This is a genomic window from Notoacmeibacter sp. MSK16QG-6, assembly GCF_024158145.1.
In the GTDB taxonomy this organism is placed as follows: domain Bacteria; phylum Pseudomonadota; class Alphaproteobacteria; order Rhizobiales; family Rhizobiaceae; genus Notoacmeibacter.
Genome location: NZ_JAMYXM010000002.1, coordinates 309,324 through 331,040 on the forward strand (window position 1 = coordinate 309,324; position 21,717 = coordinate 331,040).

At 57.5% G+C, this 21,717-nt stretch carries 23 protein-coding genes; 16 read left to right on the forward strand and 7 right to left on the reverse strand.

The features are described 5' to 3' along the window. Positions 1 to 15: 15 nt before the first annotated feature. From NIM86_RS09205 to NIM86_RS09265, 13 genes are all read left to right on the forward strand, one after another. A complete protein-coding gene (locus tag NIM86_RS09205) occupies positions 16 to 1,302 on the forward strand; it encodes a sugar ABC transporter substrate-binding protein (RefSeq protein ID WP_253381325.1) in 1,287 nt (428 codons plus the stop codon). Positions 1,303 to 1,371: 69 nt separating this feature from the next. Further along, entirely contained in the window at positions 1,372 to 2,244 is an 873-nt protein-coding gene (locus NIM86_RS09210; RefSeq protein WP_253381327.1) for a carbohydrate ABC transporter permease, read from the forward strand. Beyond that, positions 2,232 to 3,047, forward strand: a complete 816-nt coding sequence (locus NIM86_RS09215; protein ID WP_253381329.1) for a carbohydrate ABC transporter permease — start codon at positions 2,232 to 2,234, stop codon at positions 3,045 to 3,047. The genes NIM86_RS09210 and NIM86_RS09215 overlap by 13 nt, the downstream gene beginning before the upstream one ends. Positions 3,048 to 3,056: 9 nt before the next feature. After that, positions 3,057 to 4,157 carry an ABC transporter ATP-binding protein gene (locus tag NIM86_RS09220; RefSeq protein ID WP_253381331.1) on the forward strand — a complete coding sequence of 367 codons (1,101 nt, stop codon included), beginning with the start codon at positions 3,057 to 3,059 and terminating at the stop codon, positions 4,155 to 4,157. Further along, positions 4,154 to 5,155 (forward strand): hypothetical protein, encoded by a 1,002-nt coding sequence (locus tag NIM86_RS09225; protein ID WP_253381333.1) that lies wholly within the window; start codon positions 4,154 to 4,156, stop codon positions 5,153 to 5,155. Before NIM86_RS09220 ends, NIM86_RS09225 begins: the two co-directional genes overlap by 4 nt. Before the next feature lie 46 nt (positions 5,156 to 5,201). Then, complete coding sequence (locus NIM86_RS09230; protein ID WP_253381335.1) at positions 5,202 to 6,149, forward strand: sugar-binding transcriptional regulator; 948 nt, start codon at positions 5,202 to 5,204, stop codon at positions 6,147 to 6,149. A gap of 263 nt (positions 6,150 to 6,412) precedes the next feature. Further along, on the forward strand, positions 6,413 to 6,973 hold the full coding sequence (locus tag NIM86_RS09235; RefSeq protein WP_253381337.1) for a biotin transporter BioY: 561 nt from the start codon (positions 6,413 to 6,415) through the stop codon (positions 6,971 to 6,973). Continuing rightward, on the forward strand, positions 6,970 to 7,647 hold the full coding sequence (locus NIM86_RS09240) for an energy-coupling factor ABC transporter ATP-binding protein (RefSeq protein ID WP_371872869.1): 678 nt from the start codon (positions 6,970 to 6,972) through the stop codon (positions 7,645 to 7,647). The genes NIM86_RS09235 and NIM86_RS09240 overlap by 4 nt, the downstream gene beginning before the upstream one ends. Further along, the gene (locus tag NIM86_RS09245; RefSeq protein ID WP_253381339.1) at positions 7,644 to 8,282 is read left to right on the forward strand and encodes an energy-coupling factor transporter transmembrane protein EcfT; all 639 of its coding nucleotides are present in this window, start codon (positions 7,644 to 7,646) and stop codon (positions 8,280 to 8,282) included. Before NIM86_RS09240 ends, NIM86_RS09245 begins: the two co-directional genes overlap by 4 nt. Positions 8,283 to 8,361: 79 nt before the next feature. Further along, positions 8,362 to 9,096, forward strand: a complete 735-nt coding sequence (locus tag NIM86_RS09250) for a transporter substrate-binding domain-containing protein (RefSeq protein ID WP_253381341.1) — start codon at positions 8,362 to 8,364, stop codon at positions 9,094 to 9,096. 272 nt (positions 9,097 to 9,368) lie between these two features. Further along, entirely contained in the window at positions 9,369 to 10,388 is a 1,020-nt protein-coding gene (locus NIM86_RS09255; RefSeq protein WP_253381343.1) for an ABC transporter substrate-binding protein, read from the forward strand. A gap of 98 nt (positions 10,389 to 10,486) precedes the next feature. Then, complete coding sequence (locus NIM86_RS09260; protein WP_253381345.1) at positions 10,487 to 11,377, forward strand: proline/glycine betaine ABC transporter permease; 891 nt, start codon at positions 10,487 to 10,489, stop codon at positions 11,375 to 11,377. Further along, complete coding sequence (locus tag NIM86_RS09265) at positions 11,374 to 12,498, forward strand: glycine betaine/L-proline ABC transporter ATP-binding protein (RefSeq protein ID WP_253381347.1); 1,125 nt, start codon at positions 11,374 to 11,376, stop codon at positions 12,496 to 12,498. The genes NIM86_RS09260 and NIM86_RS09265 overlap by 4 nt, the downstream gene beginning before the upstream one ends. Positions 12,499 to 12,514: 16 nt before the next feature. On the opposite strand, the gene NIM86_RS09270 is transcribed toward NIM86_RS09265, so the two are convergent. The 7 genes from NIM86_RS09270 to NIM86_RS09300 all read right to left on the reverse strand — a co-directional run bounded on the left by NIM86_RS09270 (position 12,515) and on the right by NIM86_RS09300 (position 18,163). After that, a complete protein-coding gene (locus NIM86_RS09270; protein ID WP_253381349.1) occupies positions 12,515 to 13,618 on the reverse strand; it encodes a 3-carboxy-cis,cis-muconate cycloisomerase in 1,104 nt (367 codons plus the stop codon). Between the two features lie 67 nt (positions 13,619 to 13,685). Continuing rightward, positions 13,686 to 14,300, reverse strand: coding sequence for a protocatechuate 3,4-dioxygenase subunit alpha (pcaG, locus tag NIM86_RS09275; RefSeq protein WP_253381352.1), 615 nt, complete (start codon positions 14,298 to 14,300; stop codon positions 13,686 to 13,688). Continuing rightward, on the reverse strand, positions 14,300 to 15,046 hold the full coding sequence (gene pcaH / locus NIM86_RS09280; protein WP_253381354.1) for a protocatechuate 3,4-dioxygenase subunit beta: 747 nt from the start codon (positions 15,044 to 15,046) through the stop codon (positions 14,300 to 14,302). The genes pcaG and pcaH overlap by 1 nt, the downstream gene beginning before the upstream one ends. Further along, the gene (gene pcaC, locus NIM86_RS09285) at positions 15,046 to 15,477 is read right to left on the reverse strand and encodes a 4-carboxymuconolactone decarboxylase (RefSeq protein ID WP_253381356.1); all 432 of its coding nucleotides are present in this window, start codon (positions 15,475 to 15,477) and stop codon (positions 15,046 to 15,048) included. The genes pcaH and pcaC overlap by 1 nt, the downstream gene beginning before the upstream one ends. After that, entirely contained in the window at positions 15,474 to 16,271 is a 798-nt protein-coding gene (pcaD, locus tag NIM86_RS09290) for a 3-oxoadipate enol-lactonase (protein WP_253381358.1), read from the reverse strand. Before pcaD ends, pcaC begins: the two co-directional genes overlap by 4 nt. A 60-nt stretch (positions 16,272 to 16,331) precedes the next feature. Beyond that, positions 16,332 to 17,537, reverse strand: a complete 1,206-nt coding sequence (pobA, locus tag NIM86_RS09295) for a 4-hydroxybenzoate 3-monooxygenase (RefSeq protein WP_253381360.1) — start codon at positions 17,535 to 17,537, stop codon at positions 16,332 to 16,334. Between the two features lie 197 nt (positions 17,538 to 17,734). After that, on the reverse strand, positions 17,735 to 18,163 hold the full coding sequence (locus NIM86_RS09300; RefSeq protein ID WP_253381362.1) for a L,D-transpeptidase: 429 nt from the start codon (positions 18,161 to 18,163) through the stop codon (positions 17,735 to 17,737). A gap of 218 nt (positions 18,164 to 18,381) precedes the next feature. Here NIM86_RS09300 and NIM86_RS09305 point away from each other — a divergent pair, with 218 nt between their 5' ends. The 3 genes from NIM86_RS09305 (at position 18,382) to NIM86_RS09315 (ending at position 21,717) form a co-directional block, all read left to right on the forward strand. Then, on the forward strand, positions 18,382 to 19,176 hold the full coding sequence (locus NIM86_RS09305) for a TSUP family transporter (RefSeq protein ID WP_253381364.1): 795 nt from the start codon (positions 18,382 to 18,384) through the stop codon (positions 19,174 to 19,176). A 283-nt stretch (positions 19,177 to 19,459) separates the two neighbouring features. Beyond that, entirely contained in the window at positions 19,460 to 20,257 is a 798-nt protein-coding gene (locus tag NIM86_RS09310; RefSeq protein WP_253381366.1) for an efflux RND transporter periplasmic adaptor subunit, read from the forward strand. Further along, on the forward strand, positions 20,254 to 21,717 hold the full coding sequence (locus tag NIM86_RS09315) for an efflux RND transporter periplasmic adaptor subunit (protein WP_253381368.1): 1,464 nt from the start codon (positions 20,254 to 20,256) through the stop codon (positions 21,715 to 21,717). The genes NIM86_RS09310 and NIM86_RS09315 overlap by 4 nt, the downstream gene beginning before the upstream one ends.

Here is a 21,717-nt window from a genome sequence, read left to right on the forward strand (position 1 = left end):
CCAGGGAGAGAGAGAATGAGAAACGCAAAAATGATGGCTGGCACGGCCTTTATTGTGCTGGCTGCCCAAACGCAGGCCTTTGCGCAAGAAGATGCCACGGCTTGCAAGGGAAAAGTACCGACCCTGAACGTCATCGCGCAAGGAATGCCGGCTGTCACCGCGCTGGACGAGCATCTTGGAGAGTTCAACGAAAAATGGGGTACAGAGGTTAAAATCACGCTATTGGGCGAGAACGAGCGCCGGGCCAAATCGCGCCTCGATGCCTCCACAGGCGCAGGCTCCTATCATGTGATCTACATCGATGAAGCCAATCTGGCGGAATACGTGTCGGCGGACTGGGTCTACCCGCTGGCGGAAGTGGTTCCGAAAGAATATGACATATCGGACTTTCGAACCGACCTGAGCAATGTCGCAACTGTCGATGGCGTCCAGTATTTCGCCCCCTTTGTCGGCGGTGGCGATGTGATGATGTATCGCAAGGACATTCTTGAGGAGAAAGGCATCGACGTGCCAACTTCTCTTGATGAGCTCACGGCGGCGATCAAGGCGACGAACGATCCGGATGCCGGTCGCTATGGATGGTCAGCACGCGGCCAGCGCGGCTCAGGGATGAATGTCTGGCGCTGGACACCTTTCTTCCGCGCCAAAGGCGGAGAATGGCTTAAAGAAAAGCAGCCCGTCTTCAACAACGAAGCAGGCGTCGAGGCGACCGAACTCTATATCGATCTGATGGAATATGCGCCGCCGGGGGTCGCGACCTTCAACTGGTCGGACTCCGTTGAGGCCTTCAGGGGCGGACAGGTCGCATTCCTTATCGAATCCGATGTTTTCGGCCCCTGGATGGAAGACGAGGCCAAATCGACGGTGGTCGGCAAGGTCGGTTACGCACCGCCGCCCGATCCCCTTCCATCGGCTGGATGGGCTCATGGCTGGGCCGTCTCGAAGGTCGGTGCCGATACCGACTGCGAGAGAGCGGCAGCGGGAGATTTTGTCGGCTGGGCGACATCTCAGGAGATGGAGCAAAAGCGTCTCGCCGCCGGAATCGCCTCCGATATTGGCCGCGTATCCACCCTGCAGAGCGATGCCTATAAAGCCCTTGTACCTGCAGAATATATCGAAGCCCTTCTTGCAACGTCCGAAAAGACAAGCCTGCTCATCATGGCAAATCCGGCATGGCCTGAGATCGGCGACAATCTCGGCCTCGTCCTCGAAGAACTTTTTTCCGGAACACGCGATGACGTCAAAAGCGCGCTCGATGAGGCCGCGTTCTTCGCCGAAGACAGCTTGGCGCGGGTGAAATAACCACGCGCCTCCCAGTCCGGCGGCTGGCATCTACCCGCCGCCGGATTCCGCCTACTCTGAGGACAGGACATGACACGCAAACCGTTTGCCGCGCTGTCGCTGGCGCCGGCTATCGCTCTTTTGGCCATGCTGGCGATTGTCTCGGTCGGCGGCGCTATTTGGCTAGCACTCATGAATCGCACTCTGCGATCACCCGATGCCGAATTTGTCGGCGCCTACAATTTTTTGCGACTTCTGCGTGATCGGCGCTTCTTCAACGCACTGGAAATATCCGTGATCTGGGAGTTGTTTACAGTGGCGGGGACAATACTTCTCGCGGTGACGCTAGCGATCCTGATCTTCGAGACCGTCAAAAAACCGATTTGGCGCAATCTGCTTTGCTTCGCATTTCTCGTACCAGTGCTGCTGCCGCGTGTGGCTGCCGCCTTCATATGGCGGTTTCTCTATTCGCCTTCGCTCGGCGTCATCAACTATTTGCTAGGCCTGGTCGGCATCGGACCGGTCGAATTTCTTGCCGATCCGTCTTTGGCTTTGGTTTCGGTTGCCGTGGTCGACATCTGGCAGTGGGGGCTCTTCTTTACTGTCATCCTTTTGAAGCTGCTGGAAACCCTGCCCCGCGATCCGATCGAAGCGGCTATGTTGGATAACGCCCGAACCTGGGAAATCCACGCCTATGTGACATTGCCGATGCTGAAAGGACCGATCATCAGCCTGGTTCTGGTCAAGGCTGTGGAATCGCTGCGTTCCTTCGATCTCATCTTCGTTATGACAGGCGGCGGGCCTGGCACAGCGACTGAGACACTGGATCTCTATGCTTATCAGATGGGCATCAATATGGGCGGTCGGATTTCCTACGCTTCAGCGATGTCAATTCTTCTGCTTGTCGTCACCACTATCGCGTTCACAATCATCTGGAAGGCCGGCAGACGATGGGCAAACTGATCGGTCACGCAGCAATGCGTATTATTCCTGCTGTCTTGGTTGTTGTTGCGCTGGGACCCATTTTCTGGACGGTACTCGGCGCTTTCAAGGAATTGCGTGATATCGTCACTCCGATACCAAAGCTGGTATTCGAACCCACCATCGACAATTTCGTCACGATTCTGCGCAATCCAACGATCCGTGATGGCCTGCTAAATTCGGTGGTCGTCGTCTCCGCTACAGTACTGATCGGCGCTCTGCTCGGCATTCCCGCAGCGCATGCCCTCGCTCGCTATGCGCGGCGATGGGGCGACGATATCCAATTCTTTGTTTTGTCACTGCGCTTCATGCCGCCGGTTGCCATCGCGATACCGTTCATCGTGATCTACCTCGACCTTGGCATCTACGATACGCTGTTCGGGCTCGTGCTCGTCTATCTTACTACGTCGGTGTCGACGATTATCTGGCTCGCCGTACCGGCTTTCGAAAGCGTGCCCCGCGACATCGAGGAAGCGGCAGCTATGGAAGGCTGCCCTCCTTGGGAAGTCTTTTGGCGCTTCTCTCTTCCAATTGCCGCTCCATCGCTTTTCGGCGCGCTGGTCTTCACTTTCGTTCTTGTCTGGAACGAACTGCTTCTGGCGCTGACACTGGCCGCGCAGAACGCAACGCTACCCGTTGTCGCGGCATCGATCACCTCTTTGGGCAAGGAGGTGCCATGGGGTGTGATCAACGCTGCGACCGTACTTCTGGTACTGCCGCCGCTCGTCTTCATCGGCCTGCTCATGGGCCTTCTCAACAGCATGGTCCGAAGCGGCCCGAAATAGGAAACGGTCATGGCCAACATTTCCTGCACCGATATAGTCAAGGCTTACGGTGCCCATCCCGTGATAGACGGGCTCAACCTTGAAATTCCGGACCATCAATTTGTGGTCTTTCTCGGCCCCTCCGGCTGCGGCAAATCCACGATGTTGCGCATGATCGCCGGCCTGGAGGATGTAACGGGCGGTACAATCGAGATCAGCGACGAGGATGTGACGACCCTGCCGCCCGGAGAACGCGATGTAGCGATGGTGTTTCAATCCTACGCGCTCTATCCGCACATGTCGGTGGCGGACAATATTACCTTCGGCCTGCGCCGTCAGAGCGTGGCGCGCGATGAGATAGACCGTCGCTTGAATCATGTGGCGGGGTTGCTTGGCTTGGAGCCTTTTCTGGACCGCAAGCCAAAAAACCTTTCTGGAGGCCAGCAGCAACGCGTCGCCATGGCGCGCGCCATGATAAAGACGCCGAAAGTTTTTCTGTTCGACGAGCCGCTGTCGAACCTCGACGCCAAGCTTCGCGAGAAACTACGAACCGAAATACGCAAGATTCACCTCTCGCTCAAAACCACGACCATTTTTGTCACCCACGACCAGTTGGAGGCGATGACAATTGCTGACAGCATTGTGTTGATGCAGTCTGGCCGGATTGAGCAGATCGGTACTCCCGACGAGATTTTTGAGCGTCCGGCGAGCCGTTTCGTTGCCGATTTCATTGGCACACCAGCGATGAACTTTCTGCAAGCCAAGATATCCGTCGATCCGGAAGGATTGCTTGCGACAGCAGGCGAAATTGCGTTGCGTTTGTCGCCCGAAATGTTTCCTTCGCTCAAGGACGGGAGCGATGTCGAGTTGGGGCTTCGGCCGTCTCGCATGGATCTTTGCGAACCAGATGCCACCAACGCCCTGACCGGCCACGTTGTTCTGGTTGAGAATATGGGGAGCGAGGGTCAGATCATCACCGAGATGGACGGGCAGGAAATTTCGTTTGTCACAAAAGAGTTTCGTCGGCTTCAGCCGGGCCAGACGGTACATTTCGCTATCCATCCCGAACACATTCACGTCTTCGACCCGAAGACCGGAAAGTCACTCCGCAGCCCGGATGAAACGCTATGAGCAGTAGCCGTTATGCTGAAAAAATCGCACGAATTCGCAAGGGTGATTATCGCAAAGGCGATTTCATCATCGCCGATGCAAAGGATGCAGACGTAACCGGAGGCGTAACGGCGCCGGGTGCGCGACGAGATGCAAGTGGCCAGATGTCCGGCTATCGCACACGACCCGAATTTCTCGACCAGATTCGCAAGGTGATAACGCAGGATAAGGTAGACATTTTACTCGCGTCGGCGAGCAATCTGGAAGTTCTGCTCGCTGGCGGGGCATTTGATAAGACATCTGTTCAGCCTGCTTTCCGCGCCAACGAGACGACTGACATTTGGGGAAACGTCCGCGCCGGGCGTTATCGGGAAGCGCCCTCCCGACCATACAGAGGAGCCAGCCTGGCGCACGCGCCAGTGAAACTTGTCCTTTATTCTGTGACCTTCAACAATAACGCCGAGGCTGACGCGCGAGCGCTCGAAGCATATGCCGATTTCCGCCGCGAGGCAGAAGAATTTGGCATCAGCCATTTCCTGGAGGTTTTCAATCCCAACATCGATGACGCGGTGCCAACGGCGAATACGGGTGCCTTTGTTACGGACTGCATCATTCGCTTGCTGGCAAGCCTGACAAAAGCAGAGAGGCCTGAATTTCTCAAGGTCGCCTACAATGGTCCCGAGGCGATGCAGGAACTGACCTCTTACGACCCATCAATGGTCGTCGGCGTTCTAGGCGGGGCGGGCGCGACGCATCGCGATACTTTCGAACTGATCGCCCAGTCGGAACGCCACGGCGCGCGGATTGCTCTGTTCGGACGGAAAATCAATCAGGCGGAAAATCAACTCGCCATGATCGAATGGATGAAGCGCGTCGCCGACCGGGAGGTCGAGCCAGATGAAGCCGTGCGTGGCTATCATAGCGATCTCGCCGGGCTTGGAATCCTTCCGGACCGCAGACTTGCCGACGACCTCTCCGTGACTGAAGAAATCTTACGCCTTGACGCCAAGGCGGCATAAACAGAACAACACGCGATAAGCGAAGCGGCGAAGAGAACCGACCCATATGACAAGAGTGAACCACCCCTCGGACCGAAACGTGGCAGAAGTGGCTTGGCTCTACTACATCAAGGGTCTTAATCAGGCGGAAATTGCCAAGCGGCTCAATCTTTCACGACCGACCGTCATCAACTACCTGCGCCTTGCCCGTGACCGTCAGATTGTTGGCGTCAAGATCGTCGGCACGCATTTCCGCGCCAACGATCTGGCCGACGCATTATGCGAACGCTTTGGCCTTGAGATGGCCTACGTTGTCGCCGGCGAGGGCGACGAGCGCGATGTCACATTACAGGTCTGCGAAGCAGCGGCGCACTATCTGCCAGACTTTGTCGAAGAAGGAGACGTGCTGGGCGTCTCCTGGGGACAGACGGTATCGTTCGTATCCGAGCGGGTGCCATGGTGGCCCGTCCCCGACCTCGTGGTGCGTCAGCTCATCGGTTCGCTTGCCAACCCGCTTTTACCGACTTCCGAAAATTGCACCACCGAAATTGCGAGGCGATTATCGGCGCAGTGCATCAATCTCAATGCTCCAGCTGTTTGTACCGACCGTGAATTGGCGGCCAGATTGCGGGCAGAACCGATTCTTTCCGAGCAGTTGGAACGCCTTCTGGACTGCAATAAAGCCATCTATTCGCTGAGCCCATGTACGTTCGACACGCATGTGGTTCAGTTCAAGATTGCGACAGAGGAGGACATCTCCTACTACAAGTCGAAAGACGCGGTCGGCATCATAGCGGGTCGATTTGTCGATGCGGTTGGCGAACCAATTTTGGGAGATCTCGACGAACGTATGATCGGCGCGGATCATGCCGCCCTAAAAGGTATGCAAGGACTGCTGGTTGTTAGCGGCCTCAGCAAACTTGACGCGACACGCGCTGCATTGTTGGGGGGGTATGCGTCCAATGTCGTTCTTGAGGCAGCGCTTGCGGAAGCGCTGCTGGACCGGCGCAGTTAGCCAGCCGCTATCGTTACCTCAATGCGATGAGAAATCGATACCATCCTTATCCGCTATCGTAAGTCGAGACAGTCTCTACCTCGCCTCACGATAGTCAGTTTGCCAATATGCATGGAGAGGTATCGAACTGCATCTTGCCCTTACGGCATGTGCGAATATAGAACCCCGCCTGCGGGCGTTCTCGACTCGGCATGATGCAAACCGAAACCGCTCACTTTGAGCGGGGCTCCATGGCACCGCCCGCCTCACAAAAGGGACTTTTCATGAATACGCGTAGTCTTTCCTTTATCGCCTTGTTTGCTGCTTTCATCGCCGTGCTCGGTCTTGTACCCGCCATCCAGATCCCTGTCTTGGCCGTGCCGATCACCGCACAGAGTTTCGGCGTGATGCTGGCTGGCGCCATCTTGGGCGCCCGGCGCGGCGCTCTGGCCGTTCTACTCTTTCTGGTTCTCGTCGCGATCGGATTGCCGCTTCTGCCGGGCGGGCGGGGCGGCCTCGGCGTATTCGCCGGCCCATCCGCCGGTTTCCTGTTCTCCTGGCCAATTGGCGCATTTGTTGTCGGTTGGCTTGCCGAGCGGTTCTGGCAGCGAATGAATTTCGGATGGATGATGTTGGCCTGCGTCACCGGCGGCATTCTAGCGATTTACCCGCTTGGCATACTCTGGCTGTCTTATGCGACGGATATCTCGGTGATAAAGACGGCCATCGGCTCAGCCAGCTATCTTCCAGGCGACTTCATCAAGGCGGCCATCGCGTCCGCCATCGCCCTGATGGTCCGCCGGTCCTACCCGCTGATCGCGACGCACGAGCGCGCTACTTCGTGAAGCTTACCTTCTCCGACGTAATGCTGGTGCGGAACGGCAAGACCGTTCTGCATCCGCTCAATCTGGAATTGACACAGCATCGCATCGGCTTCATCGGAGCCAATGGGTCGGGGAAGTCGACACTGGCGCGAATGGCGGGCGGCCTGATCCGCCCGACCAGCGGATCGGTCAGCGTTTGCGGACACGATACGGCTAAGAATGAAAAAGATGTACGCCGCATGACCGGCTTCGTCTTTCAAAACCCCGACAGCCAGATCGTCTACCCCATCGTCGAGGAAGACCTCGCTTTCGGTTTGAAGGAACGAGGTTTTCCGAAAGCCGAACATGCCACCCGCATATCGGGCGTACTGGAACGTCTTGGCATATCGCACCTGCGGCAACGTCTTGCGCATGAACTGTCGGGCGGCGAACGCCAACTTGTCGCTTTGGCCGGCGTTCTCGTAACCGAACCCGAGCTGCTTATACTCGACGAGCCAACGACCCTTCTGGATCTTCGCCATAGTCGGCGAATTGCCACCCATGTCGCAGCCCTGCCCCAGACCGTCATTTTCGTCACCCATCATCTGGATTTGCTGGCCCATTTCGACCGGGTCATTGTGCTTGACGAAGGCAGGGTCATCGCCGACGGCGATCCGGAGAAAGCCATCGGCCTCTACGAAAAGGCCATGATGTGATAAACGGGCTTTACAGGCCCGGAACCAGCCTTATTCACCGTCTTCCCGCCGGGCTGAAGCTCATAATCCTGGCGGTGACCTGCACCATCGTGTTCTTCCTGGAAGGCTGGAGCCTGGCGGTGGTGCTGGCCCTCACGGTCGTGCTTTATCTCGTCGCACGCTTCAGCGTCCAAACCCTCTATAGCCAGCTTCGGCCCGCATTGCCCTTTATCCTGCTGCTCGCCCTTTTTCAGGTTTTCGCCGCCAGTTGGGTCGAGGCCATCGAAACGATCCTGCGGTTCAGCAGCCTGATCCTTCTCGCCGCCCTGCTCTCTTTGACCACATCCCCCGCCGCTCTTTCAGACGCGCTGCTTGCCGCGATGCGGCCATTCAAGCGCTTTGGCATACCGGCAGAACGGATCGCGTTAGCGATGACGCTGGCGATTCGTTTCATTCCCGTCATTACGCAAGCTGCGGAGGACGTTCGCGAAGCGCAACGGGCGCGTGGCGGGCGCGATCGCTTTTTTCGAAGCGCAGGGCCGACACTCATCCGCACACTGAGGCTGGCGGACGAAATCGCGGAAGCGCTGGAGGCGCGCGGTCTCGGTCTTTCGGACGACGAAACGCCCGCTAAACGCACAGCCGCTTTGGAATGACAGCATAATTGAACTGGCGGTTGTCACGGTGCGATGGGAGGCCATCTCCCATGACAAAGCAAATAGTCACGGGACGATCATGACGGCATTCGATGAAACAACCCTCGCCGAGCTCGCGCCGACGGGTCGCCTTCGGGCAGCAATCAACCTCGGCAATGCAGCCTTGGCGCGGAAGGGCGCAGAGGGGCAGCTTGAAGGCATTTCGCCCGATCTGGCGCGAGAACTGGCCCGTCAGACCGGCCTGGAACTTGAGATGATTACTTACCAGGGTGCGGGAAAGACCTTCGCTGACGTCGAGGACAATGTATGGGATGTCGCCTTTCTGGCCGTGGACGAAACGAGAGCGCGAAAGGTCGATTACACCGCGCCCTACGTCGAAATCGAGGGCACTTACGCCGTCCCCGCCGATTCTCCATTTCAGGAAATAGACCAGCTCGACGTACCGCATGCCAAAATTCTCGTCGCTCAGAATTCGGCTTACGACCTCTATCTTTCGACGGCCTTGGAAGCGGCGGAAATCGTCCGCGCAGAAACTCCCGGCGCGTCCCTGGACCAGTTCGATCGCGGCGGTCATGACGCCGTTGCCGGTGTCAGGCAGACACTTGAAGCCCGCTATATCGACCGGGAGGACATCAACATTCTTCCGGGCAGCTTCATCTCCATCTTTCAGGCAATGTGCGTACCAAAGGGCAGAGACAATGCCCTCGCTGCACTCTCCGCATTCATTGAAGACGCAAAGGGCAATGGTTTCATAGCCGAGCACCTTCAAGCCAATGGCGATAAGACGGTCAAGATCGCCGCCCCGGCGGGCTGAAGCCATCTGACGAGACAGTCCATGTGCGCCGCGAAAAGATCAATGAAGGCGATCCAGCCCAATTCTCATGGTAAAGTGAGGATGGGGCATATAGATCTGAAATAAAACGAAATATAGTCTCGGCTGACGAAATTGGTGGGGACGTTGGGTGAACCTCCCCCCGGTTGCCTTGGCTTTCAGAAGCGTTATGGTGACACAACCAATCCTTTTGGTTGTGCGTGAACTACATGCGCGATCCATCTCAAAAAAATCGTACGGGAGAACGACGAGACATGATCAACAAACAACTTCTTACTCTTGCCGCCGGTGCAGCCGCCCTCGCCTTCAGCGCGACAGGCGCCGCCGCACAGGACTCCAGCTGCGGCAGTGTCTCGATGGCTGAATTCGATTGGCCATCCGGTGAGTTGATGGCCAATGTCGACAAGATCATTCTGGAAGAGGGTTATGGCTGCGATGTGCAGCTCGTGACCGGCGGCACCACCACCATCTTCGCCTCAATGAACGAGAAGGGCGAACCGGAAGTGGCCGGAGAACTATGGATCAACGCCGTCCGGGACCTTTTGGAAAAGGGCATTGAGGAAGGCGAACTGAAGATCGTCAATGAAGGCCCGATTACCGATCTTGGCGAAGGCTGGTGGGTGACGCCCAAATTCGCCGAAGAGCATCCCGAGCTCGATACGGTCGAGAAGATCCTGGAACATCCTGAACTCTTCCCCTACCAGGAAGACGAATCCAAGGGTGCTTTCATCGGATGCCCCGCCGGCTGGGGTTGCCAGCTCGTCAACGCCAACCTTTACCGTGCCTTCGACATGGAAGAGAAAGGCTGGGAGCTGGTCGATCCGGGTTCGGCCGCTGGTCTGGATGGCTCGATGTCGAAAGCCGCCGAGCGTGGCGAGCCGTGGTTCGGCTACTACTGGTCGCCCACCGCCATGATCGGCAAGTACGAAATGGTTCTGCTGCCGTTCGAAGCCGAATTCGCCGGTGACGAAAACTGGAACGGCTGTATCGCGCTGGCCGAGCAGGATTGTGAAGATCCGAAGAAAACTGCATGGACCAAGTCCGAAGTGCGGACGGTCGTGACCGATGAGTTCGCCGAGAAGTCGGGGCCGGCTCAGGACTACCTGTCCAAGCGTGTCTTCCCCGGCGAGGTGATGAACCAGATGCTCGTCTATATGCAGGACGAACAGGCCGGTGGCGAGGATGCAGCCTTCTACTTCCTCGAAAAGCATAAGGACCTCTGGAGTGAGTGGGTCACCGAGGACGTCGCCAAAAAGGTCGAAGAAAAACTCTAAGACCAATTGATTGCGGGAGTCGCCCACCGGGCGGCTCTCTTTTTTGTCGGTAACGAGCGCCGACAGCGTGAAGGCAATTTAGATGATGGGTGGAGTATATGGAATTCTTTGATGAATTCCCGACGATGGGCCGTTCGGACCTTCGCGATCTGAAAAAGGCGATCGATAGCGGTTTTCGGAACTTTTCACGGAATTACGGAGAAGGACTGGAAGATTTTTTCGATCCGCTTCTGCAGTTTCTGGTGTGGTTCGAAAGGCTTCTGGTCAATACGCCATGGCCGATAGTCCTTGCCGCCATTGCAGGCCTGGTATGGTTCGGTGCCAGGTCGGTAACGATGGTGATCGCCACGATCGTCTGCTTCATGGTCATCGGATATCTCGATATGTGGGAAGATACGATGGCGACATTGGCCATCGTTTCGGTCGCAACCGTTATCTGCATCGCAATCGGCCTGCCTGTCGGCATTCTGATGGCGCGTTCGAACAAGTTTCAGGCAGCGATCACCCCTATCCTGGATGTGATGCAGACCATTCCGAGCTTCGTCTATCTTATCCCCGTCGTCATGCTTCTTGGCATCGGCAAGGTGCCAGGCCTGATCGCCGTGTGCATTTACGCGCTGCCGCCAATGGCGCGTCTGACCAATCTCGGTATTAGGCTGGTCGACAAGGAAGTTCTTGAAGCTGCAACGGCCTTCGGCGCCGACTACAAGCAAAAGCTCTTCGGCGTGCAAATTCCACTGGCGCTGCCAACCATTTTCGCCGGCGTCAACCAGACCATCATGATGGCTCTGTCGATGGTCGTCATCGCCTCCTTGATTGGCGTTGCGGGACTCGGTGTGCCGGTTCTCCGCGCGGTATCGAACCAGTACCTCGCTCTCGGTCTGATGAACGGGCTGGCCATCGTTGCACTCGCAATTATCTTCGACCGCGTTTCGCAAAGGTTCGGCCGCCGCATGCAAAGCTATCGTGAGGAAGGGGCGGGCCATTGACGCAGACAGATTCCACAGCGCCTGTCTCCGCAGGAGACGAGATAAAGGTCTCCATCCGAAATCTGTATAAGATTTTCGGCGATAATCCGCAGGCTCATATCGACGCCGTCCGAAACGGCATGGGCAAGCCGGAACTGCTGGAAAAACACGCTCACGTTCTTGGTTTGCAGGATATCAACGTCGATATTCCCGCGCGTAAGCTTCAGGTCATCATGGGCCTTTCGGGGTCGGGCAAATCGACGCTGATCCGCCACATCAACCGGCTGATCGATCCCACGGCCGGCGAGATAATCGTCGACGGCGAGAACGTCCTTGAATTCGATCAGAAACGCCTGATGGAATTTCGTCGGCATAAGACCTCGATGGTCTTTCAGCGCTTTGGCCTCTTCCCCCATCGCACGGTGGAGGAAAACGTCGCCTACGGGCTGACCGTTCAGGGGATCGACAAGAAGAAGGCGGCTGATGCAAGCCGATACTGGACCGAGAAGGTCGGCCTCGCCGGCTATGAAGGCAGCTATCCGAACCAGCTTTCCGGCGGAATGCAGCAACGTGTCGGGCTCGCCCGCGCTCTTGCAACAGATGCGGAAATTCTGCTGATGGATGAGGCCTTTTCGGCGCTCGACCCGCTCATCCGCACCGATATGCAGAACCTGCTTCTGGAACTGCAGACGGATCTGAACAAGACCATCATCTTCATCACGCACGATCTTGATGAGGCGCTGAAACTTGCAGACCGCCTGGTGATCCTGAAGGATGGCGCGGTTGTCCAGCAGGGCGAGCCGCAACACATTCTACTTCATCCGAACGATCCCTACATTGAGGACTTCGTGGCCGACATCAATCGCGCGCGTGTTCTCCGGGTTCGCTCGGTCATGGAGCCGCTTGCCGGCTCTGCGACGGTCGAACAGGCTGCACAGATCGAAGCGGGCGATCATCTGATCGATCACGATCAGACGCTTGAGGAGGTCATCGGGCATTCGCGCGGCGAGGTCGATCGCGACTACCTCGTACTCAAAGACGGACAGCCGGTCGGCAATCTGCACATGGAAGATGTCGTGCGAGCTCTTGTGCCGCGAGTTCCGGAAAACGAAGCGCCCACGGAAAAGACAGGCGACGCCTGAGACTTACACGCCTCGCTTACTCGTCGCGCGCTTTTCCCATCGTCTCGATCTGATCGAGAAGGCGCGTCGACAGAAGAAGCGCGCGACCGGTTGCGAGGCACATGGCTGGCAGAACCATCCATTCCAGCGTCCATGCCGTGCCGCTACGCTCCTGTTCATGCACGAGAGCGCTGTGCAGAAGCCCTGATTGCGCGGCATTGTAACGGGCGAGCGACACAAGAACCTCGGCCGCTACGGGGTTGGATTTATGGGCCATGGCGGAAGAACCGCCGGCTCCGGATAGCGTCACCTCATCGATGCCATTCTGCGCCATCAGAGCAACATCCTGCCCCATTTTGCCGAGAGCGCCGGAGAGCCGCGCCAGCATTTCACCCTGGGCAATGATGGGACGGCGATCATTGTGCCAGGCATAACCGGGATCGATCAGGCCGAGCTTCCCGGCAAGCATACTCGCCACCCCGTCCGCCTGATCATCAAATCCGCGTCGATCACCCACGGGACCGCCCAATTGCAGCCACTCGATACTGGACGACAGACGCGCCCAATCCTCCAGTAATGCCCGCAGCGGACGACGCCAGTTCTCCAGACGATGAGGTAGTTTGATCGGCAGAGCCGCCTGCATGCGCGTCCGTCCCATAACGGTGCGGTCACCGAAACGGGCGGACAGATTGTCCAATTGCTCGACGAGATACTGGAGACGAAGTTCGAGACGCGCATTCACATCTCGCAGGCAAAGCGTAAGCGCCGTATCCATGACATCCTGGCTTGTTGCACCGGTGTGAACGGCGGCAGCCGCCTCTTCGCTTAGCTCCTCTTTCAGCTGCTGGACGTAACCGGCGATTGTTACGCCATCGCGCGCTGTCCGATCCGCAAGCATCTCCGTATCGGGCAAGAATCTCGCCAGATGCCGTATCGCTTCGGAGGCGGGCTCTTGCTCTACAAGACCCAGATCGCGCTTGGTTTCGACAAGCGCGGTTTCAAATTGACGATAATGGGAAAGAATGGCGATGTCGCCAAGCAACGCCTGCAATTCGCGGTCGCCCAAAAGATCGGCGAATATCGCCGAGGACTGAACGGTTCCGCCAATTCCATCGAGTGCAGGACCTTCTTTGACGTCCATCGAAATCCTTCCGGAAGAAGAGAATGGCCTGCGGTGCCGCCACACGCCTAGCCCAGCGAAACGTCACCTAGATATCGAAAAAGATCGTCTCATTGTGACCCTGAATACGGATATCGAAACGATAACCGTCCGCCTCCTTGCAGGCAATCAAGGTCGGCACCCGGCTCTGGTGCTCGATTTTCGTCAGGATTGGGTCTTCACTATTCGCCTCCTCTTCATCGGCGAAATACATGCGTGTCTGAAGACCGATATTGATACCCCGCGCAACGATCCAAAAAGTGAGGTGTGGCGCCTGATCCCGCCCGCTGGGATGCGCAACCCTTCCAGGCTTGACCGTTTCAAACGAGAACGACCCATCGGCCCCATCGACAGGAAACCGGCCCCATCCACGGCATTTCGGATCTGCTTCTCCGCGTGTCTCGCTTGGTGAATTGTACAGACCGTCGGCATCTGCCTGCCAGATTTCGATCACCGCATCTTTCAGCGGCGTGCCGGTGCCATCGATCACCTTGCCCGCCACCGTGATGCGCTCGCCTCTGACGCCATCCTCGATGATTCTGGTTCCGAGATCTTCGTCGTAAATACCGGAGATGCCAGCGAAATTAGGCGTCAACCCAATGTGAACGTAAGGTCCAGCCGTCTGCGACGAGGTTTCCTTGAGCGTATCGAGCGGTTGCACCATCAGTTCCCCTCCAGCCGGTTTTCGAACAATGTCGACCGGCGTCCGCGCAGCACGATATCGAATTTATAGGCTCGAGCATCCATCGGGATCGTGTGGTTCATGTCGAGCGGCGCAATCAGCCGTTTGATCGCCTCCTCATCCGGAATTGTCCGCACGATCGGGCAAAGTGGAATGAGAGGATCGCCCTCGAAATACATTTGTGTAATCAGCCTCTGCGCAAAACCGTGCCCGAAAACCGAGAAATGAATGTGCGCCGGGCGCCATTCATTCGGCCCATTGGGCCAGGGGTAAGGCCCTGGCTTGATCGTCCTGAAACAATAATAGCCGTCATCATCGGTAATGACCCGGCCGCAGCCGCCGAAATTCGGGTCTAGCGGGGCAAGATAGGATTCTTTCTTATGGCGGTATCGTCCCCCGGCATTGGCCTGCCAGACTTCGATGAGAGCGCCCGGAACAGGCCGCCCGCGCTCGTCCAGCAGACGACCATGAACGATGATCCGCTGTCCGATTGGGCTTTCCCCTGGCGCGGCGAAATTCAGGATCATATCATTGTCGAGGTCACCTAGAATGTCGTGGCCGAAGACCGGACCCGTCATCTCCGACAGGGTCATGCCGAGCGAAAGTTTTGCGTGTTTCGGCGAACGCGCGACGGAAGTCTTGTATCCCGGTGTGTACGAGGGCGGATGAATGCCGGGATTTCGCGCAACGAACGCGCCGGTTTCAGTCGGGCTGAAAAGTTTCGACATTAAACGCTCTCCAGTTCTCCCAGATCGACACCAATCGATCTGTAATAGTCCTTCGCCAGTTTGAAGCCGTGATTGGCGGCTGGCACGCCGGCATAAATCGCAACATGCAGCAACACCTCGCGCACGTCTTCCGGTTCCGCACCGGTCTGCGCCGTCGCCCGCAGATGCATCGTGAATTCGTCCCAATGTCCGCCGGCTGCCAGAAGGGAAAGCGTCAGCATCGAACGCTCGCGCCTGGTGATGGCGTCTGACGACCAGACGCGGCTCCATGCGGCATCGACGATCATGTCCTGAAACGGCGCGTCGAAAATCGTTTTGTTCTTTTCCGCCCGGTCGACGTGGTCGTTGCCTAAAACGCCCCGCCGTGTCGCCATTCCTTCATCATGCCGTTGGGTAGCCGGCGTACGGGGTACACGGTTCGAAACGGTCATGCTCTCGTTCCTCCCAGCCCATTCAAAAATGACCGCATATGACGGACGACTGCTCCAGGTTGCTCGATATTGGGCAGATGCCCGGCTCCGCCAATAGTTTCGAACAGGCTCCCTGCAATCAGATCGGCCGTGCTCTGGACCAACTGTGGCGGCGTCGAACCATCCTCCTCACCGACCAGTAGCAGTGTCGGCACAGTTATCGATTGCGCCACCTCCGTGAAATCGCTGTCGCGCAACGCCTCGCATGTCCCTGCATATCCTTTGACCGGCGTGCGTTCGAGCATGGCGCGGTAAAGCGGAAATTGCGGATCGCCGCGCCTGAAATCATCGGTGAACCACCGCGCGAGGATATCGCTGGAAATGGCCGCTATGCCTTTGCTCCGAACATGCTCGATGCGCGTATTCCACATCTCGTCCGAGCCAATCTTGTGGGCGGTATCCATGAGAACCAGCGCCGAGACGAGATCGGAGCGCTTGCCATAGACACCCTGGGCGATCTGACCGCCGACTGACAGGCCGCATACGATTGCGGGACCGCAATCTACATGTTCGATCAGTCCGATCAAGTCATCGACGTGATTGCTCATGCTCAGCGGTCCGTTCGGCAGGCCAGAAAGGCCGTGTCCGCGCTTGTCGTAGAAAACAAGGCGGTAATCGTCGGCCAATTCGCTCCCTACCGCGTCCCAAATGCGAAAATCCGTTCCGAGGGAATTGGAGAAAAAGATCGTCGGACCGGAGGCGTTGCCTCTCACATCGTAATGAAGCGCAACGCCATTGGGCGAAACCGATTGCATGTTGTCCCTTTCTCGTTCAGCGCACGGCCTTCAGATACGATCGCTTGCGTCACAACCGCATCAAACTTGAGTATCGAGGTGTTGGAGCCCTCTGTCGTAAGGCAAGCCTGTGTAGGTTTCGGCCATCAATGTTTGTGCAGCCTCGGAATCCCTGATGCGCTTCAGTTCGACCTCCTGAACCTGCTGGTCGAACGGCGTTTGATCCGGAAAGCGATGCATCATCGACGTCATCCACCATGAAAAATGGATGGCGCGCCATACTCTGTCGAGAGCGCGCGCGGAGTAGATATCGATGCCGTGCTCATCCTTATCCTTGATAACCTGTATGAGGCCCTCGGCAAGATAGCGAACATCGGAGATTGCGAGGTTAAGACCCTTGGCGCCCGTTGGCGGAACGATATGACTGGCATCGCCTGCCAGAAACAACCGGCCATGCCGCATCGGCTCGGACACAAAAGAGCGGAGCGGAGCGATGGATTTCTCTACCGAAGGTCCGGTTTCTAGCGCCTCGGCGCTATCAGCCGGCAGGCGGCGTCGCAATTCGTCCCAGAAAGCATCGTCGGACCAACTCTCGACCTTCTGATTGACCGGAACCTGTATGTAATAGCGCGACAGATTGGCGTTGCGCATGGACGCCAGCGCAAAACCGCGCTCATGATTGGCATAAATCAGTTCGTCGCTGACCGGCTCTGTGCGTGACAGAACGCCAAGCCAACCGAAAGGATAGACCCGTTCGTATTCTTTGCGCACATCTTGCGGAATGGTCTGGCGGCAAACACCGTGAAAGCCGTCGCATCCTGCGACGAACTGGCAATCGATCCGGTGATCAACGCCATCCTTCCGATAGGTGACGAATGGCTTTTCTGTCTCGATGTCCTGTGGCCGCACGTCTTCGGCCTCGTGAACGATTGAGACCGCCCCGGAGCGATCGAGCGCGTCATAGAGGTCACGGGTCACTTCGGTCTGTCCATAGACCATGACCGATCGACCGCAGGCCTTCATGAAATCCACTCTGAAAGCGGTATTGGCCGCCGCCAGATAAGCGCCGTCATGGACGTAGCCTTCACGGTCCATGCGGTCACCGACACCCGCCTGCCGCAGTGTCTCGGCAGATCCCCACTCCAGCACGCCGGCCCGGATTCGAGACAGCACGTAGTCACGGCTTCGACGTTCGAGAACAACCGTTTCCACGCCTGCGCGGCTAAGCAGTCGGGCCAATAGCAATCCGGCAGGACCGCCGCCAACAATCGCGACATCGACCTTCAATCGCCCCTCCTCCATTGGCATGACAGATTACACGCCAACGCTATTTAGAGAATGGACTGACGACGCCTATATTTGTACTTTTTCCGACATGCGCGCCAGCGCGAACGCGCCGACGCCTATCTAAAATTTCGAAGATGTTAGGCGGAGCCCGATCGCAAGACCCGGCTCCGCAGTTTCGAGCGTGATTTGACGCGTCGTTAGTTCTTGATGACGACACGCATGTTGCGCATCCCGACCTGACGGGTCCAATTGTAAAGCTGCGCCGCATGGCTCGGGTGAAGCCGAACACAGCCGTGCGATGCCGGCCGGCCGAGCGAGCGGATCGCCCCTGTGCCATGAATGGCATAGCCTCCGTGAAAGAAAATCGAATGCGGCATGGGCGACATATCGTATTTCCGGCTATACCACTGCCGGTGCATCCGTTTGGCCGAATAGGTGCCGCGCGGGGTGTAGTAACCGCGGCGTGCGGTGGACACCCGCCACCGGCTGAGAACACGGCCATTTTTCAGAACGGTCATGCGCTGCTGGGAGATATCGATCTGCGCAACTAGCTTGGCTGCGGAAGCGGAAATCGGGCTGATCGACAGAATAAGCGTGGCGACGAAAGCGACGAGTACAGACTTCATGGAACCCTCAAACTCATATTGGTACATCCCTTACCTGCCCTAAGGTGACAGAAACACGTCAAGGTTTCATCACAAAATTGCCCCAAACGCTGCTTTTCGCATTCATAGATGCGAAACCCTGCATGGAACTAAGACTGAAAATATGTTTGGCAGCAAACACTTGGAAAATCCGTTCACATCACACCAAAATTTCGTGGGGCAGTGCAGGAAGTGCCGCATTGCCTGAGCTCGATCTAATTCTGCTGGCTTTACTGTGCGTCGGCTTCTCTGCCGGCCTGATCGATGCGATTGCCGGTGGCGGTGGACTGCTGACCATCCCCGCACTTCTTCTCGCTGGCATGCCGCCTTTGACGGCACTTGGAACGAACAAACTTCAATCCATGTTCGGATCGGGCTCGGCCTGCCTGCATTACGCACGCGCGCATCAGTTGGACTGGAGGCTCTGGTGGCCCTACGCCATTGTTTCGGGAATAGCCGCTATGGCCGGTGCGGGGCTTGCAGGACTACTGCCTCAGATCGTCCTTGCCACCCTCCTCCCGTTCTTTCTAATCGCGGTGGCCGTCTGGTTCGCATTGTGGAAATCTCCGGCCAAGACCGAGATCGAAACGCCACGCATTGGCCGAAGAGCGTTCGGTTTCAGCGCTGTGCCGGCGGTTGGTTTCTATGACGGGATTTTCGGTCCGGGAACCGGATCGTTTTTTGTTCTCGCCTTCACGACATTGCGAGGTCAGAACCTGCTGAGAGCCACCGCGCATACAAAACTGATGAATTTCGCGTCTAATATCGGTGGATTTGCCGGGTTCTTGGCGCTCGGCGCGGTGAACTGGCGGATCGGCCTTGCAATGGGCGTCACGCAATTTCTCGGCGCTCGCCTTGGCGCTGCACTGGCGATCCGTGGCGGCGCCTGGCTTATTCGTCCACTGCTCATCCTCATCTGCCTGGCAACCGCTATTCGGCTCTTCTCACAAGCCGATCATCCCGTGGGTAATCTGGTTCGGCACCTGCTGGCCTGAAACTTAAGGGGCGGATTTTACCCTTTGCTAAGGCCACGATAACCCAGAAGTAACGAAGAGAGACTAGAAAGAAAGACGAAGCGGACAGCCGCTTCAGCGCTCCGGATCAGGTATTGCGTACCGGAGCCCGGTATCTTCGCCAGTGTTTGTCGGCGAAGCGCCAGCGTAGATTGGCAAGGCCACGTTTCACCGCGAAGACCGGCGAAACGTGGCTTTTGCGTCTGGGGTTGAAAATTTTCCTATTTGCACGCTTAAATTGCATTGTGATTCGTGGGGACCACATATGCGAGCGGCACAAATTTCCTACAGAGTAGTCTGTCTGCAGATAACTATCGCAATCGGTTCAATACTGCCGGCCATGGCGCAGGAGCAGGCGAGCGAGGGTTCTTCGCAATTATTGAATGCGGACGTCAGGGGCATTGTTCGCCCGGCCAACCGTCTCGATATCGGCACCGACCTAATTGCGCCGGTTGAAAGCGCTCCGTTTCGTGACGGGCAGGCCTTTCAGAAGGGCGATGTTCTTATCCGCTTTGCCTGCCAACGCTACCGCGCCGAGTGGAATGCCGCGCAAGCTTCTGCACATTCCGCCCAGCTGGCATTGAAGCAGAAGACGGAATTGCGCCGCTACGGAGCGGCGGGAAATGGCGAAGTGGATATTGCCAAAGCCGACCTTGCCAGAAGCCGGGCGGAAGCTGCAGCCCTTGCGGCACGGTTGGAAGGATGCGAGATCGCCGCGCCTTTCGACGGTCGTGTCATCGAATTGAACGTCCGAACGTCGGAAATGCCGCGCAGCGGCCACCCCCTGATGACCATTCTCGACGATCGAACGCTGGAGATCGAGTTTGTTGCGCCCAGTCACTGGTTGCGGTGGATCGTCGTGGGGCAGCCTTTCGCCTTTCATGTCGACGAGACGGACGAGATTCTGTCGGCAACGGTAGAGCGGATCGCGGCCGAGGTGGATGCTATCAGTCAAACCATCCAGATTGTTGGGCGTATAGAGGGTGATAAGGGTAGAACATTGGCCGGGATGAGCGGTACGGCGTATCTGCCGTCTGAAACGACCGGTGCGATTGCGAAATGAATCGTCCGGCGCCCTCTTCAGATTTCAAATGGGGCAGCATCTCGGCCAATCCAGATCCTTCGATAAAGGCCGATAAACAATCCGCGCTGACAGATGGTTCGGTTCATTCAACACGTCTGGCTGATCTGGTTCGTTTTGAGGGCCGTCTGCGGATGGCGCAATCCTACGATCAGCTCGGCGTTATCATCACAACCGAACTCGATAAAAACCTGATGCCCGGTTTTCGACGCGCCTTCCTATTCGGTGTCGAACGCAACGGATTGCTGGTTTTACGGCATGCGAGCCACGTTTCGCGACCTGACCGGGATGCACCGGAAATGAACCGGCTGGAATCCGCTATTAATAACCGGGTCGGCTCACTGGAAAAAATCGAAATTTTGTCGAGTAGCGACTTGCCGGCTGTGCAAGGCACAAGATCATCGAATTCACCTGCTAGCCCCTTGGGCGCACTCTTCGCCGCTCTTATGCCCTTACTGGACTGCCGTGAATTCGAGGGCGAAAGAACGGGCACAAAGCCGATGATCGGCGCGCTCCTTCTGGAGTTCGATCACGCGCCACGATCGGACGATCCGGTACTCAACCGCATAGCCCAAAGCTGCGGCCACGCATTATCCCTCTTCGCAAAAGCTCCGTATGCCTTCACCCGCGCACGGCTACCGCGACTGGCGGCGGCTTGCGTGGCCAGCGCCTGTATTTTAGGGCTTGTCCCCGTGCCGCTCTCGGCCCTCGCGCCGGCAGAAATTGTCGCCAACGAACCATTTATCGTGGCTGCTCCCATAGACGGCATCGTTCGTTCTATCGAAGTCATGCCCAACAGCGCGGTTTCAGAAGACGATCTGCTGTTCACATTCGACGATACCGAGCTGTCCGGCCGCGAAACGGTTGCGCGTGAGACACTCGCAGTGGCGGCAGCGCGCGAGCAGCGGATCAGGCAGGCATCTTTTTCGGACCCTGCAGCGCGCCGAGAACTGGCCGAAGTCGAGGCGGCGCGGCGGGTTGCTGAAGCAGAGTTTCGGCAAGCCGAGATCAGGCTGGCCCGAACCGAAGTCCGTGCCGCGCGGGACGGTATCGCTCTTTTTTCCAGACCCGACCGATGGATCGGCCGACCCGTATCGACGGGCGAACGTATAATGGAGATCGCCGATCCCAAATCGGTTCGGCTGCGGGCGGAGTTGCCGGTCGGCGACGCCAATCTTCTGGCAAAACGGCCACCATTTCGTCTCTTCCTCGACGGTCGCCCGTTCGATCCGCTCCGCGGGCGAATTGTCGGTGCAGGCTACAGGGCGGAGGTCACGCCTGACAACCGCCTGGCCTATATCCTGACCGGCAAGATCGAGCAGACGGAAGATTTGCGCATCGGCATGCGCGGAACCGCTCAGCTTCTCGGCGATCATGCACCGCTCGCCTATTACCTCTTTCGCCGTCCGGTCGCTGCACTACGGCAGCGGCTGGGATTGTAG

Coding starts and splice junctions, on each gene's coding strand:
- NIM86_RS09260 (WP_253381345.1), top strand. CDS start 10,487: ATGGAATTCTTTGATGAATTCCCGACGATGGGCCGTTCGGACCTTCGC.
- pcaD (WP_253381358.1), bottom strand. CDS start 16,271: ATGCAATCGGTTTCGCCCAATGGCGTTGCGCTTCATTACGATGTGAGA.
- NIM86_RS09220 (WP_253381331.1), top strand. CDS start 3,057: ATGGCCAACATTTCCTGCACCGATATAGTCAAGGCTTACGGTGCCCAT.
- NIM86_RS09235 (WP_253381337.1), top strand. CDS start 6,413: ATGAATACGCGTAGTCTTTCCTTTATCGCCTTGTTTGCTGCTTTCATC.
- NIM86_RS09255 (WP_253381343.1), top strand. CDS start 9,369: ATGATCAACAAACAACTTCTTACTCTTGCCGCCGGTGCAGCCGCCCTC.
- pcaH (WP_253381354.1), bottom strand. CDS start 15,046: ATGTCGAAACTTTTCAGCCCGACTGAAACCGGCGCGTTCGTTGCGCGA.
- NIM86_RS09270 (WP_253381349.1), bottom strand. CDS start 13,618: ATGGACGTCAAAGAAGGTCCTGCACTCGATGGAATTGGCGGAACCGTT.
- NIM86_RS09205 (WP_253381325.1), top strand. CDS start 16: ATGAGAAACGCAAAAATGATGGCTGGCACGGCCTTTATTGTGCTGGCT.
- NIM86_RS09225 (WP_253381333.1), top strand. CDS start 4,154: ATGAGCAGTAGCCGTTATGCTGAAAAAATCGCACGAATTCGCAAGGGT.
- NIM86_RS09250 (WP_253381341.1), top strand. CDS start 8,362: ATGACGGCATTCGATGAAACAACCCTCGCCGAGCTCGCGCCGACGGGT.
- NIM86_RS09230 (WP_253381335.1), top strand. CDS start 5,202: ATGACAAGAGTGAACCACCCCTCGGACCGAAACGTGGCAGAAGTGGCT.
- NIM86_RS09215 (WP_253381329.1), top strand. CDS start 2,232: ATGGGCAAACTGATCGGTCACGCAGCAATGCGTATTATTCCTGCTGTC.
- pcaG (WP_253381352.1), bottom strand. CDS start 14,300: ATGGTGCAACCGCTCGATACGCTCAAGGAAACCTCGTCGCAGACGGCT.
- NIM86_RS09310 (WP_253381366.1), top strand. CDS start 19,460: ATGCGAGCGGCACAAATTTCCTACAGAGTAGTCTGTCTGCAGATAACT.
- pcaC (WP_253381356.1), bottom strand. CDS start 15,477: ATGACCGTTTCGAACCGTGTACCCCGTACGCCGGCTACCCAACGGCAT.
- NIM86_RS09210 (WP_253381327.1), top strand. CDS start 1,372: ATGACACGCAAACCGTTTGCCGCGCTGTCGCTGGCGCCGGCTATCGCT.
- NIM86_RS09300 (WP_253381362.1), bottom strand. CDS start 18,163: ATGAAGTCTGTACTCGTCGCTTTCGTCGCCACGCTTATTCTGTCGATC.
- NIM86_RS09315 (WP_253381368.1), top strand. CDS start 20,254: ATGAATCGTCCGGCGCCCTCTTCAGATTTCAAATGGGGCAGCATCTCG.